The 14,673-nt window shown below is 72.9% G+C and carries 16 protein-coding genes and 1 pseudogene; 11 read left to right on the plus strand and 6 right to left on the minus strand.

Annotation, left to right across the window (positions count from 1 at the left end):
• Window positions 1-201 (minus strand): annotated as a pseudogene (locus tag MKL01_RS02865) (porin family protein); the annotation flags it as partial.
• 642 nt (window positions 202-843) lie between these two features.
• On the opposite strand from MKL01_RS02865, the gene MKL01_RS02870 reads away from it, so the two are divergent.
• From MKL01_RS02870 to MKL01_RS02890, 5 genes are all read left to right on the plus strand, one after another.
• Window positions 844-2,481, plus strand: coding sequence for an adenylate/guanylate cyclase domain-containing protein (locus MKL01_RS02870; RefSeq protein WP_243903728.1), 1,638 nt, complete (start codon window positions 844-846; stop codon window positions 2,479-2,481).
• 2 nt (window positions 2,482-2,483) lie between these two features.
• Entirely contained in the window at window positions 2,484-2,924 is a 441-nt protein-coding gene (locus tag MKL01_RS02875) for a hypothetical protein (protein WP_243903729.1), read from the plus strand.
• A gap of 165 nt (window positions 2,925-3,089) precedes the next feature.
• A complete protein-coding gene (locus MKL01_RS02880) occupies window positions 3,090-3,572 on the plus strand; it encodes a DUF2721 domain-containing protein (RefSeq protein ID WP_243903730.1) in 483 nt (160 codons plus the stop codon).
• A gap of 101 nt (window positions 3,573-3,673) precedes the next feature.
• A complete protein-coding gene (locus MKL01_RS02885) occupies window positions 3,674-3,847 on the plus strand; it encodes a hypothetical protein (protein WP_243903731.1) in 174 nt (57 codons plus the stop codon).
• Between the two features lie 127 nt (window positions 3,848-3,974).
• Window positions 3,975-4,388, plus strand: a complete 414-nt coding sequence (locus tag MKL01_RS02890; protein WP_243903732.1) for an SRPBCC domain-containing protein — start codon at window positions 3,975-3,977, stop codon at window positions 4,386-4,388.
• A 62-nt stretch (window positions 4,389-4,450) separates the two neighbouring features.
• Here the strand turns inward: MKL01_RS02890 and MKL01_RS02895 are convergent, their stop codons facing one another.
• From MKL01_RS02895 to MKL01_RS02915, 5 genes are all read right to left on the minus strand, one after another.
• Complete coding sequence (locus MKL01_RS02895) at window positions 4,451-4,744, minus strand: hypothetical protein (protein WP_243903733.1); 294 nt, start codon at window positions 4,742-4,744, stop codon at window positions 4,451-4,453.
• A gap of 262 nt (window positions 4,745-5,006) precedes the next feature.
• Window positions 5,007-5,363, minus strand: a complete 357-nt coding sequence (locus tag MKL01_RS02900) for a low affinity iron permease family protein (RefSeq protein ID WP_243903734.1) — start codon at window positions 5,361-5,363, stop codon at window positions 5,007-5,009.
• A 148-nt stretch (window positions 5,364-5,511) separates the two neighbouring features.
• Window positions 5,512-5,862, minus strand: a complete 351-nt coding sequence (locus MKL01_RS02905; RefSeq protein ID WP_243903735.1) for an energy transducer TonB — start codon at window positions 5,860-5,862, stop codon at window positions 5,512-5,514.
• A gap of 135 nt (window positions 5,863-5,997) precedes the next feature.
• Window positions 5,998-6,240: a hypothetical protein gene (locus MKL01_RS02910; RefSeq protein ID WP_243903736.1), complete on the minus strand. Its 243-nt coding sequence runs from the start codon at window positions 6,238-6,240 to the stop codon at window positions 5,998-6,000.
• A 49-nt stretch (window positions 6,241-6,289) separates the two neighbouring features.
• Window positions 6,290-6,466: a hypothetical protein gene (locus MKL01_RS02915; RefSeq protein WP_243903737.1), complete on the minus strand. Its 177-nt coding sequence runs from the start codon at window positions 6,464-6,466 to the stop codon at window positions 6,290-6,292.
• Between the two features lie 230 nt (window positions 6,467-6,696).
• Here MKL01_RS02915 and MKL01_RS02920 point away from each other — a divergent pair, with 230 nt between their 5' ends.
• The 6 genes from MKL01_RS02920 to MKL01_RS02945 form a co-directional block, all read left to right on the plus strand.
• Entirely contained in the window at window positions 6,697-6,876 is a 180-nt protein-coding gene (locus MKL01_RS02920) for a hypothetical protein (protein WP_243903738.1), read from the plus strand.
• A gap of 253 nt (window positions 6,877-7,129) precedes the next feature.
• On the plus strand, window positions 7,130-8,155 hold the full coding sequence (locus MKL01_RS02925; protein ID WP_243903739.1) for a helix-turn-helix domain-containing protein: 1,026 nt from the start codon (window positions 7,130-7,132) through the stop codon (window positions 8,153-8,155).
• A gap of 130 nt (window positions 8,156-8,285) precedes the next feature.
• Entirely contained in the window at window positions 8,286-8,591 is a 306-nt protein-coding gene (locus MKL01_RS02930) for a hypothetical protein (protein WP_313901433.1), read from the plus strand.
• A 134-nt stretch (window positions 8,592-8,725) separates the two neighbouring features.
• Complete coding sequence (locus tag MKL01_RS02935; protein WP_243903741.1) at window positions 8,726-10,051, plus strand: efflux RND transporter periplasmic adaptor subunit; 1,326 nt, start codon at window positions 8,726-8,728, stop codon at window positions 10,049-10,051.
• Window positions 10,052-10,062: 11 nt separating this feature from the next.
• The gene (locus MKL01_RS02940) at window positions 10,063-13,296 is read left to right on the plus strand and encodes an efflux RND transporter permease subunit (protein WP_243903742.1); all 3,234 of its coding nucleotides are present in this window, start codon (window positions 10,063-10,065) and stop codon (window positions 13,294-13,296) included.
• 372 nt (window positions 13,297-13,668) lie between these two features.
• Window positions 13,669-14,673 (plus strand): HAMP domain-containing protein (locus MKL01_RS02945; RefSeq protein ID WP_243903743.1); only part of this gene is annotated, 1,005 nt, incomplete at its 3' end.

The following is a 14,673-nucleotide window of genomic DNA, read 5'->3' on the forward strand; positions in this document are numbered from 1 at the left end:
GCCGAAGGCCGAGCCGTTGCTGCGGCTGCTGGCGTCGAACGCGTAGCCGGCGTTGATACCGAAGTAGGCGCCGGTCCAGGTGAACACCGGCACCGGGGTGAACACCGGCGGCGGGGCGGCCCGGCGCGGCAGGTCGGCGGCCGCGGCGGCGCCGGTCAGGAGCGCCGTGGCGGCGCTGGCGAGAAGAAGCTTCTTGATCATTGGGTCCTCTGTCTCCCGTTGTGCGGGATGTGTGCCCGGCGACAGGAACTGCAGGATGCGGCCACGCGATAGTGCAGCGCTGCAACAGGCCGGGGCAGGGCCCTCCGACCACAACAAGCAGGTGCGTTATGGCACATCCGCGGCGGGATGAACATTAATTCAGATCACGCTCCGGATCCGGCGGCGTCCGGAAACAAAAAGCCCCGTCGCACGGGGGCGGACGGGGCTCGAGTTGTTCGTGAATGTCCCCAGGACCAACCGGGAAGCTTCATCGTTTGTTAAACCCGACCGGCGGGCGGCCCGCAAGCCGCCGTCGGGGACAACCGGTGATTAACATTAACGGGCGCGAGGCCCGGACCGGGGGCGCCCGGCCGATGCGGGGGCGCCCCCCGGGTCCGGCAGGCTATACCGATCGTTCTTCCCCGGTCGGATCCGGCTCTGCCGGGGCCTGAACAGTGCTCGTGGCGGCGCGACACGCGCTGGGTCTGTGACGAGGGGGATATGCTCTTGGAAAAAAACGGCTCAGTATTGTAAACCGGCCGTATGCCGGCGACTCGCCGGGCCGTGTGGCGGGCCCGGGTCTGTCGGCGTCCGCCAAGCCCCGGGCGCGGGCGGGACGTTCGGCCTGTGGAGAAGCGGCAGATGTCGGGCGTGAGCGAGCGGACCGCGCGGCATCAGCGGATCATGGGCCCCCTCCTGATCGGGGCGATCCTGTTCGGCCTGGCCGGGCTGCCGCTGGCGGTCTGGCTCGACCTGCGCGGCCTGTCCGAGCGGATGCTGGAGACGCAGGCCGTGGAGACCGGCCGGGTCATCGACCAGATGCGCAGCTTCTACGCCAGCGACGTCGTCCAGGCGGTCAACGGCGCCACCGGCCGCGTGGTGACGACGCACGACTACAAGGGCGTGCCGAACGCGATCCCGATCCCCGCGACGCTCTCCCTCGAACTCGGCGAGCGGATCAGCGGCGTGGACGGGGCGCTCAAGTACCGCTTCGTCTCCGACCTGCCGTTCAAGGACCGCAAGCCCCACGACCTCGACGCCTTCGAGGTCCGGGCGCTGGCGGATCTGCGCGAGCACCCGCAATCCCACGTCATCAGCGAGACCACCGGCTCGATCTTCGACCGGCAGGTCCGCATCGCCGCCCCGATCCTGATGGAATCCGCCTGCGTGCGCTGCCACAACGCGCACCCCCTGAGCCCGAAGACCGACTGGAAGGTCGGCGACGTGCGCGGCATCCAGGAGATCGTCCTGCGCCAGCCGATCGCCGCCAACGTCCTCGCGTTCAAATACCTGCTCGGCTACTTCATCCTGGCGGCCCTCGCCGGCACCACCTTCCTGCTCCTGCAGGCGCGGCAATCCCGCCTCATCGACCGGATGAACCGCGAGCTGACCGAATCGAACGGCTTCCTGGCGTCGATCTCGGTCCAGATCGCCAAGTACATCTCGCCCCAGGTCTACAAGAGCATCTTCAGCGGCGAGCGGGACGTGTCGGTGACGACCGAGCGCAAGAAGCTGACGATCTTCTTCTCCGACATCAAGGACTTCACCGCCACCACCGAGCGGCTGCAGCCCGAGGAGCTGACCGCGCTGCTGAACGAGTACCTGACCGAGATGACCGCCATCGCGCAGAAGCACGGCGGCACGGTCGACAAGTACATCGGCGACGCGATCCTGGTGTTCTTCGGCGATCCCGAGACCAAGGGCGTGCGCGAGGACGCGCAGGCCTGCGTCCGGATGGCCATCGAGATGCAGAAGCGGCTCGGCCAGCTCAACGCCCGCTGGCGCCGGGCCGGCATCGAGCGCCCGTTCCAGGCCCGGATCGGCATCAACACCGGGTACTGCAACGTCGGCAATTTCGGCAGCGACGACCGGATGGACTACACGATCATCGGGGCCGAGGCGAACCTCGCCGCCCGCCTGCAATCGGTGGCGGCGCCGGGCGGGATCACGCTGAGCTACGAGACCTACGCGCTCATCAGCGACATCGTCCGGGCGAGCCCGCAGGATCCGATCCGCATGAAGGGCATCAGCCGGGACGTCGTCCCCTACGCGGTCGAGGGCGACCTCGCCGCCGAGGCCCCCGAGTCGGTCTTCTCCGAGCACGCCAGGGGCATCGACTTCTACATCGACGTCGACGCCCTGGAGGCGGACGGCGCGGCCCGGATCCGGAAGCGCCTGCTCGAGACGCTCGCCGCCGTCGACCGCCGGATGACCGGCGCGGGGACGCCGGGCGCGCCGCCGGAGCCGCAGCCGGGCGCGCTGCAGTCGGCGGCGGGCTGACGGTGCCGGGCGGGGCCGGGACGGGAGCCGATCGGGACGGGGGCCCGGCGGTCCGGCGCGCCGGGTCGGCGCGCGCGGCCTTCGCCCTGGTGGTGACCGCGGCGCTCCTGGGCCCGCCGCGCGCGGCCGGCGCGGTCGAGGAGGACACGGTCGGCTGGTGGATCTACGCCGGCTCGGTCCGCAGCACGCTGCTGTCGCGCTTCATCGGGCCCGAGGGGCCGAACGGGATGACCCCCGAGCAGGTCGCGATCGCGCGGGCGGGCCGGGCGTGCGGCCTGATCGCCCGGGTCGACGCGCGCGACGTCTTCGCGGAGACGCCCCCCGGCGCCGCGCCGGTCGTGTTCGGGCCGTTCCTGAGCCGGACACAGGTCGCGGCCTCCCTGGCCTGCATCCGGCGCGCCGTGCCGTCGGCCTTCGTCACGCAGGCGCGGCCGCCCGCGTGACGAAGCGGGCCCGGCCACGGGCGGCGGCCGCGGCGACAGCTTGCCCGCGCAGGCCCTTCCGTGATCACGCTCCCCGCATGGTGCATCCGCGAGCCCCCCTCCCCGCCCCGCCCCGCCCCGACGGGCGACGGGGCGTGACCCACAAGCGGGCGGAGTAGCGCGCCGATGTTCGGCTTCTCCCTCGGCTCCGCCGAGCCCGACAGCATCGCGCACATCATCCAGGTGGCGCTCGCGCCCGCCTTCCTGCTGTCGGCTCTGGCGACGCTCCTGAACGTGTTCTCGACCCGCCTCGGCCGGATCTCCGACAAGGTCGACGCCCTCTCGGCGGAGGCCGCCCGGGCGCCGGAAGCCGAGGCCGCGCGCCTGTCCCGCCGGCTGGGCTACCTGCGGCGGCGCTCCCTCCTCCTCGACGTGGCGGTCGTCCTGGCTTCCCTGGGGGGCGGCCTGATCGGCCTGGCGGTGCTGACCCTGTTCGTCGGGGCGCTGCGCGACGCCGCCACCGCGTCGATCCTGTTCGCGTGCTTCGGGACGGCGCTGATCTGCACCGTCGCGGCGATCGGCGCCTTCATGGCCGAGATCCTGATGGCCGGCCGCGGCGTGCGCGACGAGGTCGACCGTCAGCAGGACAAGGTCCCGCCCCGGCGGTGAGCCCGGGCCGGCCGCGCAGACTCCGATTGCACCAGCCGGGAACCGGACCTTAATCTTAACCGTGCGTGATGCCTCCGCAGGCTGCGTCCGAGGGTTTCGTCATGAGCATCGCGATTTTCGTTGCCCTCGCAGCCGGAGCGTTCTGCCTCGGAGGATTGTCGTCGCTCCTGCCGTTCGGGCGCCGCGAGGAGGATGAACCGGACCACACCCTGTCGTACGAGGCCGAATTCTTCGACGTGGGCGGCCCGGTGATCGACCTGGAGCCGCACCGCTGAGGCGCATCGGACCGGACCCGGGTCGGCCGAGCCCCCCCCGGAGCCTCGTTCGGGCGGTTGCCACCGCGGAGGATCCGGTGTGTGGTCAGCCCTCGCAGGCCCGACACCAGCTGGATGCAGACCGCCCATGGCGCAGGACCGAATCACCGTCGCGGCGACGGCGCCCGCACCCGTCGCGGTCGTCTGGGATGCCTACACGTCGCCCGATCAGATCACGCAGTGGAATTTCGCCTCCGACGATTGGCACTGCCCGTCTGCGCGCGTCGATCTCCGGGAGGGCGGCACGTTCTCGTCGCGCATGGAGGCGAAGGACGGCAGCGGGGGCTTCGATTTCGACGGCACCTACACCCGGATCATCCCGCACGCGCGGATCGAGTACGCGTTCGGTGATCGCCATGCGGTGGTCGAGTTCACGCCGGCGGGCGACCAGACGGGCCTGAAGGTCTCGTTCGATCCCGACACCCAGTTTCCCCGCGCGCAGCAGCAGAGCGGCTGGGCAGCCATTCTCGACAATTTCTGCCGGCACGTCGCGCGACGCTGAGGTGCCGCCGACCGGCCGGCGACGGGGCCCCCGCCGGGCCGACTGGGTCCGGGCGCCTCCGCTCAGGGCGGCCCGGGATCGGGCGCGTCCGCTCCGGATGCGGCGGCCCGGGGCGCCCCCGCCCCGGGGGGCGTGTCCGGCCGCGCGGACCACACGACGCGCCCGGCCGCGTCCCTCAGGGCCGCCGAGCCCGACCGGCCGGCGAGCAGGTGCGCGAAGCGGGCCTTCGCGTCGGCCACCGCGGCGGCCTCGGAGGTGCCGAGGATCTGCTCGTCGTGGATGATGATGCCGCTGGTGCTCTCCCGGTGGACGATGCACTGGAGCCGGTAGGGCGGCGGTGGAGGGACAGGCGCCATCTCGACCTCACGACCGGACTGGACCGCAAGCGCCCGGATCGCCGGCGCTTCAATCGGTCGATACTTCACAGCGCGGCTTTTCGAGATCGACCCATACCAGAATTCATCCGGTCCTAGAATGAGACCGATCGCGCCGCACGGCCGCGCGGCGGTCCGGCGCGCAGGCGTGTCGCGCGAGGGAGTCCCGGGCCGGCCTCGCCGGGCAGGTCGTCTCGTCGGCTCGGCTCCCGGCTAACGCCCGCGCCGGGCACCGGGTGGACGATCAGGGCTCGGAGGCCGGGATCAGCTCCGGGTGCTTGCCCTGCCGGATCAGCTCCAGCTCCTCGGCGCTGCGCGCCTCGATCCCGACCAGGCGGTCGTCGGCGGTCTCGATGGCGCGGATGAGCTCGTCGAGCTTGATCTGGATGGCGCCGGTGTCGCGGGCGCCCGCCACCAGGATGACGCCCGCCAGGAGCATGGCGGCGATGGACAGGAACAGGTTGAAGACCAGCGCCCAGTGATCGTTGAAGCTGAGAAGCGCGCCGGCGCCGAGGCCCGCCGTGACCGTGAAGCAGGTCACCAGGAAGCCGACGGGCTTCGAGAGCCAGACGGCCAGTCCGATGATGGGTCGATCGAGCATGGGTCGCTGTCCTCGCCGGCGGCCGGACCGGAGCTTCGCGCCGCCGCTTGGCAAGGGGCCCGATGATCCCGGCGGTTCCGGGCCGAGCCCCTCCGGACCCGCCCAATGGCGGGATCGTGAGCCTGTCGGCCCCGCCGCGGACGCGTCCCTAGGGGCGCTGGCGCGTGTGGCGCTCGACGACCCGCTGCCGATGCGTCGGGACCTCGGGCAGGCGGGAGGCGCCGGCGCGGGAGGCCGGCCGCGGGGCGGGCAGCAGCTGCGGGATGGCCCGGGGCGTCTCGAGGATCACGGCCTCCAGCACCCGCGGCCGGGCCGACCGCGCCGGTCGCGCCACGCGCCCCGGCCGTGCCGCGAGGGTCCCCAGCGCCCAGAGCCCGAGGCAGAGCAGGCCGATCAGGATCCCGTCGACGGACGGATCCGGGCGGCACATCAGGATCCCGGTCCCGGTGAGGGAGGCCGCGGCCGCGAGGAGCCGCGGTGTCGGATCGCCTGACGTCATGCCGCAGTCTCGGTGCCGCGCGCTGAAGGCGGGTGAATCCCATCGCTCCATTTGTCGCGAAACGAACGATTCTCCGGTCGGCCCGGTTCCCCGGCGGCCCCGGGCCGACCCGGCGACCGTCGGCGCGGGGCGGCCTCAGCCGGCCAGGCTGGACGGCGGCTGCCAGGTCACCCCGGGATGCTCCCGGATGTCGCCGGCCCGGGTCCCGGTATCGGCGTCGCTCGTCCAGTCGCCGGGCTCGGCGAGGCCGGTGATCGCGGCGTCCGGGTAGGCGGCGGTCAGGAACAGGCGCGCCTCGCCCTCGGCCTCGGCCCGGACCGTGACGAGCGGCTCCTGGCCGTCCGCCTGGCGCACCTGTGCGATGAACAGCTTGGTCATGATGGGTCTCCGATCTCTCCGGAGGCGGGTCCGCGGCGCGTCGCGCGGCTCAGGCCTCCACCTCCTCCACGTGCAGGCCGCCGGCCCGCAGGTCCGGCGGGAGGGCCGTCCGGTCGCGATAGCCGGCCGCGTGGGCCATCGTGTCGAGCGCCGCCACGGCGTCGAGCGCGGCGCCGATCCAGAGGATCGCGCCGGTCGCCGCCTGCATGATCCGGAACACCTTCACGCCACGCTCCCGGGTTGCCCTCGGACAAGCTTGGGTTCCATCCCCGTGTTCCCGGTCGAATGCGCCGCAGCGCCCGGACGGACGCGCACCGGAACAGGGTCGGGCACCACCCGTTGTCGCGGTGAGGCCGGCCTGGCTCGTCCCCTCGGACCCGTCCGTCGGGGACCAGCGCCCGAGGATGGAACCCCGAGCCAGCCCGTCGAGAACCAGACAGGGATCCAAGGAGAGCCATGACCAGCCGAACAGTCCAGTCCGCCCTGCTCGCCCTCGCGCTCGTCGCCGGCAGCGCCGGGATGGCCGCCGCGCAGAGCACGCCCAACGGGAACACGTCGTCCTCCGGCGCGCCGGCCGGCGACAACAGCACCGGCAACGGCGCCACCGGCAGCGGTGCCGCGCCCAGCGGACGGTAACACAACCTTAACCATCAGCGCCGACATCACCGGCGCTCACATCCGTGCACCTTCCCGTCCCGCGGCCGTCCGGCTCGCGGGACGTTTTGTTTGGGGCCGGCCTCCGGAGCCGCCAGGGCGCCAGACGGAGCGCGGCGCGGCTCCGGATTCCGGAGCCGTCCGTGAAACCGCCAAGCCTTTTCAAGGCCAGCGGAATCATTGTACCACGGCCACTTAGACGATTATTCCGTCGCCGGGGAGCACGACGCGGGCGATGCGTTCGAACTCGATCCTGCACCTCGAGACCGAGAGGCCGGGCCCCCACCAGGCCGCGGCTTGGCGGGATGCGGTCGCGCCGTTCTGGACCTTCGCGATCCGGAAGGAGGACGTGGCCGACTTCCGCGGGCACTCGCAGGTGCATCACCTCGGCAACGCGATCCTGTGCCGGGCGAGCGCGTCCGGTCTGCGGTTCGAGCGCGAGCGCGGCCTCGTGGCCCGGATGGGCGTGGATCACATCCTGGCGCAGCTGCGCCTCTCCGGCCGCGCCCGGATCGCGGCGGGCGGCGAGCGGGACTGCGCCCCGGGCGACATCTGCCTGTTCGACCTGTCGCGCCCCCTCTCCGCCAGCTCCACGGATTACCAGGCCCTCACGGTGGTGCTGCCGCGCCCGCTCTTCGGCGCCGACCAGGGGGCGCTCGATACCCTGCACGGGGCGGTGATCCGGGGGGAGACGCCCTTCGGCCGGATGCTCAACGCGCACCTGCGGGCGCTGCGCGCGCACGCGACCGGATTCTCGGCGGCGGAGGCCGCAGCGGCCGCGCAGGCCACGGCGGTCCTGCTCGGCACGGCGGCCCTGGGCACGTCCGGCGACGCGCGGGCCGGCGCGGCGCCGGACGGCGCGCCGTTCCTCCTCCTCATGCGGCGCTTCATCGAGGCCGAGCTGGCCGCTCCGGATCTGAACGCCGAGACGCTCGGCCGCCGGTTCGGCGTCTCGCGCAGCGCCCTGTATCGCCTGTTCGCCCCGCTCGGGGGCGTGTCGGGCTACGTCCGGCAGCGCCGGCTCGCCCGTGCCTACCGGGACCTGGCCGCCGGCGACGGGCGCTTCGCCCGCATCTCCGAGATCGCGTATCGCTGCGGGTTCGAGAGCGCGGCGCATTTCGCCCAGGCCTTCCGCGCCGAGTTCGGCTGCGCCCCCCGGGACGTGCGGGGGCAGGCGGCGGCCGATCCGGCCCAGGACCGGCCGCTCCGGACGGAGACCTGGGCCGATTTCTACGACTGGGTTCTCCGGCTGGCGGCCTGAGGGGCGGCCGGGGCGCCGGGTCGGCCCTTGTCCCGGCGGCACCGGATCGCCCATAAGCGTCACGATGGCCTTCGGGGTTCGGCAGAGGCGCGCGGCTCGGGCGCGGGATTGGTGGGCGATCGCCGCCCGCATGCTCGCGCTCGTCCTGACGCTGACCGTCGCCGCCCCGGGCGCCGGTCTCGCGGCGGACCTCGCCTTCCACGCGAGCGGCCATCACGGCCGGAGCGCGGGGCCGGTGCTCGACGCGCCGGCTGCGCCCGGGGATGTCGATCCCGGCCTCGGCGAGCACCTCCATTGCGGCTGCCATCAGGCCGCCCGCCTGGACGCGGCCGCGGTCGCGCCGCCGCCCGTCCCGGGCCGGCCGCTGGCCGCCGCCCTCGCGCAGGGCCATTCCTCCGTCACGCCCGACCGGCTGCCGCGACCTCCGCGCGCGTGAGCCGACGCCGCCCGCGGGCGGCGTCCCGCCCGGACGCCCGATTGGGCGCCGGGCCCGCCCTCACGTGACACCTGAACGGGACCCACGGGGCCGCCGCGCGCGGCGTCCCGCCGTCCCGGCCGAGCGGCCGACCCATGCGCATCCTCCCGTCCAAGGCCTTCGCGGCGGTCCTCGCCGTGGCTCTTCTGGCCGTCGGCATCGCCCTCGGCGGTGCCCTGCCCGCCCTGCCCGATCTCCTCCGGCAGACCCTCATGGCCACCGGGATCGGCAGGCCCCCGTCCGCCGACGGGAGCCCCGATCCCGACCGCGCCGCGGCCCCGCCGAAGGCCGCCCACGCGGACGGCGCGCCGGCCGAGGGCGCGGCCCCCGACCCGGGCGTGATCCGGATGCGGCCCGACCAGGTGACGGGCCAGGCCATCGCCACCCGGATCGTGGCGGGGGGCACCCTGGCGCGCCACCTCCTCGTGCCCGGCACCATCACCCCCGACACCGACCGGATCGCCCGCGTCCCGGCCCGGGTGGTCGGCACCGTGGCGGAGATGCGCAAGCGCCTCGGCGACGCCGTGGGGAAGGACGAGGTCGTGGCGATCCTCGACAGCCGGGAGGTCGCCGACGCCAAGAGCGAGTACCTCACCGCCCAGGTCCAGGCCGAGCTGCAGACGATCAACTTCGAGCGCCAGCAGAAGCTGCTCGCCTCGCGCAGCGCCTCGGAGGCGGCCTTCGAGACCGCCCGGGCCGCCTATCTGGAGACCCGGCTGCGGGTCGATCTCGCCCGGCAGAAGCTGTCGGCGCTCGGCCTCGACGCCGCCGAGGTGGCGTCCGCCCAGAAGCGCGACGAGGCCACGCCGAACCAGTCCACGCTCCGCCGCTACCCGCTGCGGGCGCCGCTCGCCGGACGCATCGTCGAGCGCCGGGTCGACGTCGGCACGGCGGTCGGCAAGGAGGGCGATCCGGCGGACCTCTACACGGTGGCGGACCTGTCCACGGTGTGGATCGAGCTGTCGGTGCCCACGCTCGACCTCGCTCTGGTCCGGGAGGGCGCCCCCGTCGCCGTCACCCCCGGCCGGCCGGGCGACGCGCAGCGCCGCGCGGAGGGCCGCGTGATCTTCGTCAGCCCGTTCCTGAACGCCGACACCCGCTCGGCCCGGGTGGTGGTGACCCTGCCGAACGCCGACCTCGCCTGGCGGCCCGGCACCTTCGTCACCGCCGAGGTCGAGATCGCGCGGGACGCGGTCCCGGTCCGGATCCCCAAGGCGGCCGTCCAGACCCTCGCGGGCCGGAGCGTGGTCTTCGTGCGCACGGACGAGGGTTTCGAGACGCGGGCGATCGAACTCGGCCGGTCCGACGACGAGGCCCACGAGGTCACCGCCGGGCTCGAGGCCGGCGCCGAGATCGCGGTCGGCAACACGTTCCTGCTGAAGGCCGAGCTCGGCAAGGCCGACGCCGACCACGACCATTGAGGGCGCGGACCATGATCAGCCGCATCCTCGCCGTCTCGGTCCGCCAGCGCTGGCTGGTGGTGCTCCTCGTGCTGCTGGCGGCGGGCTTCGGCGCCGCCGCGCTGACGCGGCTGCCCATCGACGCGGTGCCCGACATCACCAACAACCAGGTGCAGATCAACACCCTGGCGCCGTCCCTGTCGCCGGTCGACGTCGAGCGCCAGGTCACCTACCCGGTGGAGAATGCCCTCGCCGGCATCAAGGGGCTCGAGGTCACCCGCTCGCTCTCGCGAAACGGCTTCTCGCAGGTCACCGCGGTCTTCGCCGAGACCCTCGACATCTACTTCGCCCGCCAGCAGGTCGCCGAGCGCCTGTCGCAGGCCAGGGAGGACCTGCCGCCCGGGGTCGAGCCGCGGATGGGCCCGATCTCCACGGGGCTCGGGGAGATCACCATGTGGTCGGTCCAGTACGCGCCGCCGGCCGAGCGCAAGGCGGTGCCGGCGGGCCGGCCGGGCTGGCAGCCGGACGGGCGCTACCGGACCCCGGAGGGCCAGGATCTCGGATCGGAGCTGGAGCAGGCCGCCTACCTGCGCACGGTCCAGGACTGGATCATCCGGCCGCAGATCAAGTCCGTTCCCGGCGTCGCAGGCGTCGACGGGATCGGCGGCTTCGAGAAGCAGTACCACGTCCAGCCCGACCCCCCGACGCTGACCGCCCTCGACCTCTCCTTCGCGGACGTCGCCCGGGCGCTCCAGGCCAACAACGCCAACCAGGGCGCGCGCTACCTCGAGGACAACGGCGAGAGCTACGTGGTGCGGGCGGCCGGGCGGCTGGAGAGCCCGGAGGCGATCGCCGACGTGGTGGTGGCCAGCCGCGGCGGCGTGCCGGTGCGGATCCGGGACGTGGCCGCGGTGCGGATCGGGCGCGACCTGCGCACCGGCTCGGCCAGCGAGAACGGGCGGGAGGCGGTCATCGGCACCGCCCTGATGCGGATCGGCGAGAACAGCCGGACGGTGGCGGCCGCCGTCGAGGCCCGCCTGACCGAGATCCGGCGGGCCCTGCCCCCCGGGATCGTCGTCCGGACCCTCCTCGACCGGACCCGGCTGGTCGAGGCCACCATCCGGACGGTGGCGCGGAACCTCGCCGAGGGCGCGGCCCTCGTGGTCGTCGTCCTCGTGCTGCTGCTCGGCAACGTCCGGGCCGCGCTGATCGCCGCGCTGGTCATCCCGGCCGCCATGCTGATGACCGTGACCGGCATGGTCGAGGCGAAGATCTCCGCCAACCTGATGAGCCTCGGGGCGCTCGATTTCGGGCTCATCGTCGACGGGGCGGTGATCATCACCGAGAACGCGCTCCGCCACCTCGCCGCGCGGCAGCACGCCCTCGGGCGCAGGCTCGACCTGGAGGAGCGCCTGGAGACGGTGCGGGAATCGGCCGAGGAGATGATCGCCCCCTCCCTCTACGGGCAGGCGATCATCATCCTGGTCTACGTCCCGCTCCTGACCTTCACGGGGGTCGAGGGCAAGATGTTCCAGCCGATGGCGCTGACCGTCATCCTCGCCCTGGCGTCGGCCTGCGTGCTGTCCCTGACCTTCGTGCCGGCCCTGATCGCGATCGCGATCACGGGGCGGGTCACCGAGGCGGAGAACCCCCTGCTGCGCCTCCTGAAGGCCCTCTACCGGCCGATCCTCGGAGCGGCGATCCGGGCGCCCGGGCCCTGCGTCGGGGCGGCGCTGCTGCTGCTCGCGGGCGCGGGCCTCCTCGCCGCACGGCTCGGGACCGAGTTCATCCCGCTCCTCGACGAGAAGAGCATCGCGCTCAACGCCACCCGGATCCCCTCCACGTCGCTCACCCAGTCGCAGGCGATGCAGCTCAAGGTCGAGGAGGCGGTCGCCCGGTTCCCGCAGGTCGCCGACGTGTTCTCGAAGACCGGCACCGCCGAGGTCGCCACCGACCCGATGCCGCCGAATTCCTCCGACACCTTCGTGATGCTCAAGCCGCAGGCGGAGTGGCCCGACCCGGCCCTGTCGAAGGCCGCGCTGCAGGAGCGGATCGAGGCGGCCCTGGGCGAACTCGCCGGCAACACCTACGAGTTCTCGCAGCCGATCCAGCTGCGCTTCAACGAATTGCTGGCCGGGACCCGGGGCGACCTCGCCGTGAAGGTGTTCGGCGACGCCTTCGAGCCGATGCTGGAGACCGCCAACCGGATCGCCGCGATCCTGCGGGGGATCCCGGGCGCCGACGACGTCAAGGTCGAGCAGATCGCCGGGCTGCCGGTCCTGGAGATCCGGATCGACCGGACCGAGGCGGCGCGGCTGGGGCTCAGCACCGGGGCGATCCAGGAGGTGATCGGCGCCGCCATGGGCGGCCGGGATGCGGGCCTCGTGTTCGAGGGCGACCGGCGCGTGCCGATCGTGGTGCGCCTGACCGACCGGGTCCGCGAGGACCGGGAGGCCCTGGAGAACCTGCCCGTCCCGCTTCCCGTATCCGCCGCCCCGGGCCCGAACGGCCGGGCCGCCTCCGTGCTCCTGCGGCAGGTGGCGCGCTTCTCGGTGAGCGAGGGGCCGAACCAGATCAGCCGCGAGAACGGCCGGCGCCGGGTCGTGGTCACCGCCAACGTCCGCGGGCGCGACATCGGCTCCCTGGTGGCGGAGGCGCAGGCGAAGGTCGCCGACCGGGTGCCGCTGCCGGCGGGCGCCTCCCTGACCTGGGGCGGACAGTTCGAGAACCTCGCCTCGGCTCGGGCGCGCCTCGCCGTGGTGGTGCCGGCCTGCTTCGTCCTGATCATCCTGCTGCTCACGGCGGCCCTGGGCCGCGCCCGGGACGCGCTCCTGGTGTTCAGTGCCGTGCCGCTGGCGCTCACCGGTGGGATCGCGGCCCTGTGGCTGCGCGGGATGCCGCTGTCGGTGCCGGCCGCCGTCGGGTTCATCGCGCTCTCGGGGGTGGCGGTGCTGAACGGCCTCGTGATGCTGACCGCCATCAAGCAGCGCGTCGCCGAAGGCCTTCCGCTGCGTGCGGCGATCCGCGAGGGCGCCCTCACCCGGCTGCGGCCGGTGGCGATGACCGCCCTCGTCGCCTCCCTGGGCTTCGTGCCGATGGCGCTCGCCACCGGCACGGGGGCGGAGGTGCAGCGGCCGCTCGCCACCGTGGTGATCGGCGGCCTGATCAGCGCCACCCTCCTGACCCTGGTCGTGCTGCCGGCGCTCTACGCACGCTTCGGCCGTCCCGATCCCCGGACCCACCCGAAGGGGACGCGGTCGGGATGACCCGCGGACGCAGCACGTCCGCGGCGGCTGGTGCCACGCATACGGGCGGACCAGATCCCCGATTACATGAGCATACAGATTGTGTCTGTTATATCTGAGTAATTTTCAATCAATGCTCTCATAATTTTCCGACATTGACGGCATAAAATCGAAACATCCTGTCGTCCTGTTGAAAAACATGGGTAAATGTTGAAATGTGGGAGAAACTTTGCGGCCCGTGATCTATCAAGATCTGATCGACGAACGGATTCACCATTCATGAAAATCGGGATTCGCCAACGTCTCTACGTCGGTTTTGGGCTGCTCGTTCTCATCGCAGCGTGCATTAGTGGGTATTCGCTCTATCAGCAGGGCAGTATCAACGACCGGTACGTGCAACGCGGCCAGCTGGAGCGGATCGCGCGGACGATCTTCACGGTCAACAGCCTCGCGGCGCGCCTGACCGGCGAGGCCGAGCAGTACCGACTCGCGCCCACGCCGGAACGGATCGCCACCCTGGAGCAGGCGCGCCGCGGCCTCGAGGAGACGGCCGAGACGCTGATCGGACTGGCGTCGGTGGAGTCGCGACGCCGGCTGTACGTGGAGATCCGCGACGTCGCCCGGTCGCTGAAGGGGGAGCTGGACCGCCTCGGGGCGGCGGGCGTCGCCCTGACCCAGGCCAAGGAGCGCCTGTTCGGAGGCGGCGACGCCCTGACCCGCGCGACCAATACCCTGGTGGCCGAAGTGCGCACGCGCGCCAGCGAGTCGCTGCTCGGCCGTGCCCAGACCGTCGAGAGCGCCGTGCTGCTGGTGCGCGTCGCCAACTGGCGCTTCCTCGCGACGCTCGACCCGAGCGGGCCGGCCACCTTCGCCAAGAACGTCGAGAAGGCCGAGGCCGCCCTGAAGGCCTTCCAGGATGCGGAGGGTGCCGGCGCCTTCGCGCCCCTGACCCAGGCCGTCGCGGAGAGTCTGGGCGGCTACGGCCGCGACTTCCGGGCGACCGCGAGCGCCCTGGACATCCTGAAAACGACGTTCGAGACCGGCATCAAGCCGCGCGTGGGCACGATCGAGGCGCGCGGCAACGCCGTGCGCGACTTGATCAACGTCGCGGTCGAGGAGAACGCCCGGGGCGTGGAGGCCGCGGTGGCCAGCGCGCGCAACGTCCAGATCGTCCTCGTCGGGCTGGCGCTGGCGCTGGGCGGGGCGCTGGCCGTGCTGATCGCGCGCAGCATCATCCTGCCGATCGCCGGCATGACCGACGCGATGGCGCGGCTGGCGAGCGGGGACACGGACGTGGTCGTGCCCTCGCAGGATGCCGCGGGCGAGCTCGGCGCCATGGCCAAGGCCGTGGACGTGTTCCGCCGGAACGCCCTGGCCCGGGCCGAGCTGGAGGCGGCG

Source organism: Methylobacterium sp. J-070 (assembly GCF_022829385.1).
GTDB lineage: Bacteria > Pseudomonadota > Alphaproteobacteria > Rhizobiales > Beijerinckiaceae > Methylobacterium.

What these genes read in the sequence shown, in the direction of transcription:
- MKL01_RS02870 (WP_243903728.1), top strand. Translation starts at nt 844, where the DNA reads ATGTCGGGCGTGAGCGAGCGGACCGCGCGGCATCAGCGGATCATGGGC.
- MKL01_RS02880 (WP_243903730.1), top strand. Translation starts at nt 3,090, where the DNA reads ATGTTCGGCTTCTCCCTCGGCTCCGCCGAGCCCGACAGCATCGCGCAC.
- MKL01_RS02885 (WP_243903731.1), top strand. Translation starts at nt 3,674, where the DNA reads ATGAGCATCGCGATTTTCGTTGCCCTCGCAGCCGGAGCGTTCTGCCTC.
- MKL01_RS02890 (WP_243903732.1), top strand. Translation starts at nt 3,975, where the DNA reads ATGGCGCAGGACCGAATCACCGTCGCGGCGACGGCGCCCGCACCCGTC.
- MKL01_RS02895 (WP_243903733.1), bottom strand. Translation starts at nt 4,744, where the DNA reads ATGGCGCCTGTCCCTCCACCGCCGCCCTACCGGCTCCAGTGCATCGTC.
- MKL01_RS02900 (WP_243903734.1), bottom strand. Translation starts at nt 5,363, where the DNA reads ATGCTCGATCGACCCATCATCGGACTGGCCGTCTGGCTCTCGAAGCCC.
- MKL01_RS02905 (WP_243903735.1), bottom strand. Translation starts at nt 5,862, where the DNA reads ATGACGTCAGGCGATCCGACACCGCGGCTCCTCGCGGCCGCGGCCTCC.
- MKL01_RS02910 (WP_243903736.1), bottom strand. Translation starts at nt 6,240, where the DNA reads ATGACCAAGCTGTTCATCGCACAGGTGCGCCAGGCGGACGGCCAGGAG.
- MKL01_RS02920 (WP_243903738.1), top strand. Translation starts at nt 6,697, where the DNA reads ATGACCAGCCGAACAGTCCAGTCCGCCCTGCTCGCCCTCGCGCTCGTC.
- MKL01_RS02925 (WP_243903739.1), top strand. Translation starts at nt 7,130, where the DNA reads ATGCGTTCGAACTCGATCCTGCACCTCGAGACCGAGAGGCCGGGCCCC.
- MKL01_RS02930 (WP_313901433.1), top strand. Translation starts at nt 8,286, where the DNA reads ATGCTCGCGCTCGTCCTGACGCTGACCGTCGCCGCCCCGGGCGCCGGT.
- MKL01_RS02935 (WP_243903741.1), top strand. Translation starts at nt 8,726, where the DNA reads ATGCGCATCCTCCCGTCCAAGGCCTTCGCGGCGGTCCTCGCCGTGGCT.
- MKL01_RS02940 (WP_243903742.1), top strand. Translation starts at nt 10,063, where the DNA reads ATGATCAGCCGCATCCTCGCCGTCTCGGTCCGCCAGCGCTGGCTGGTG.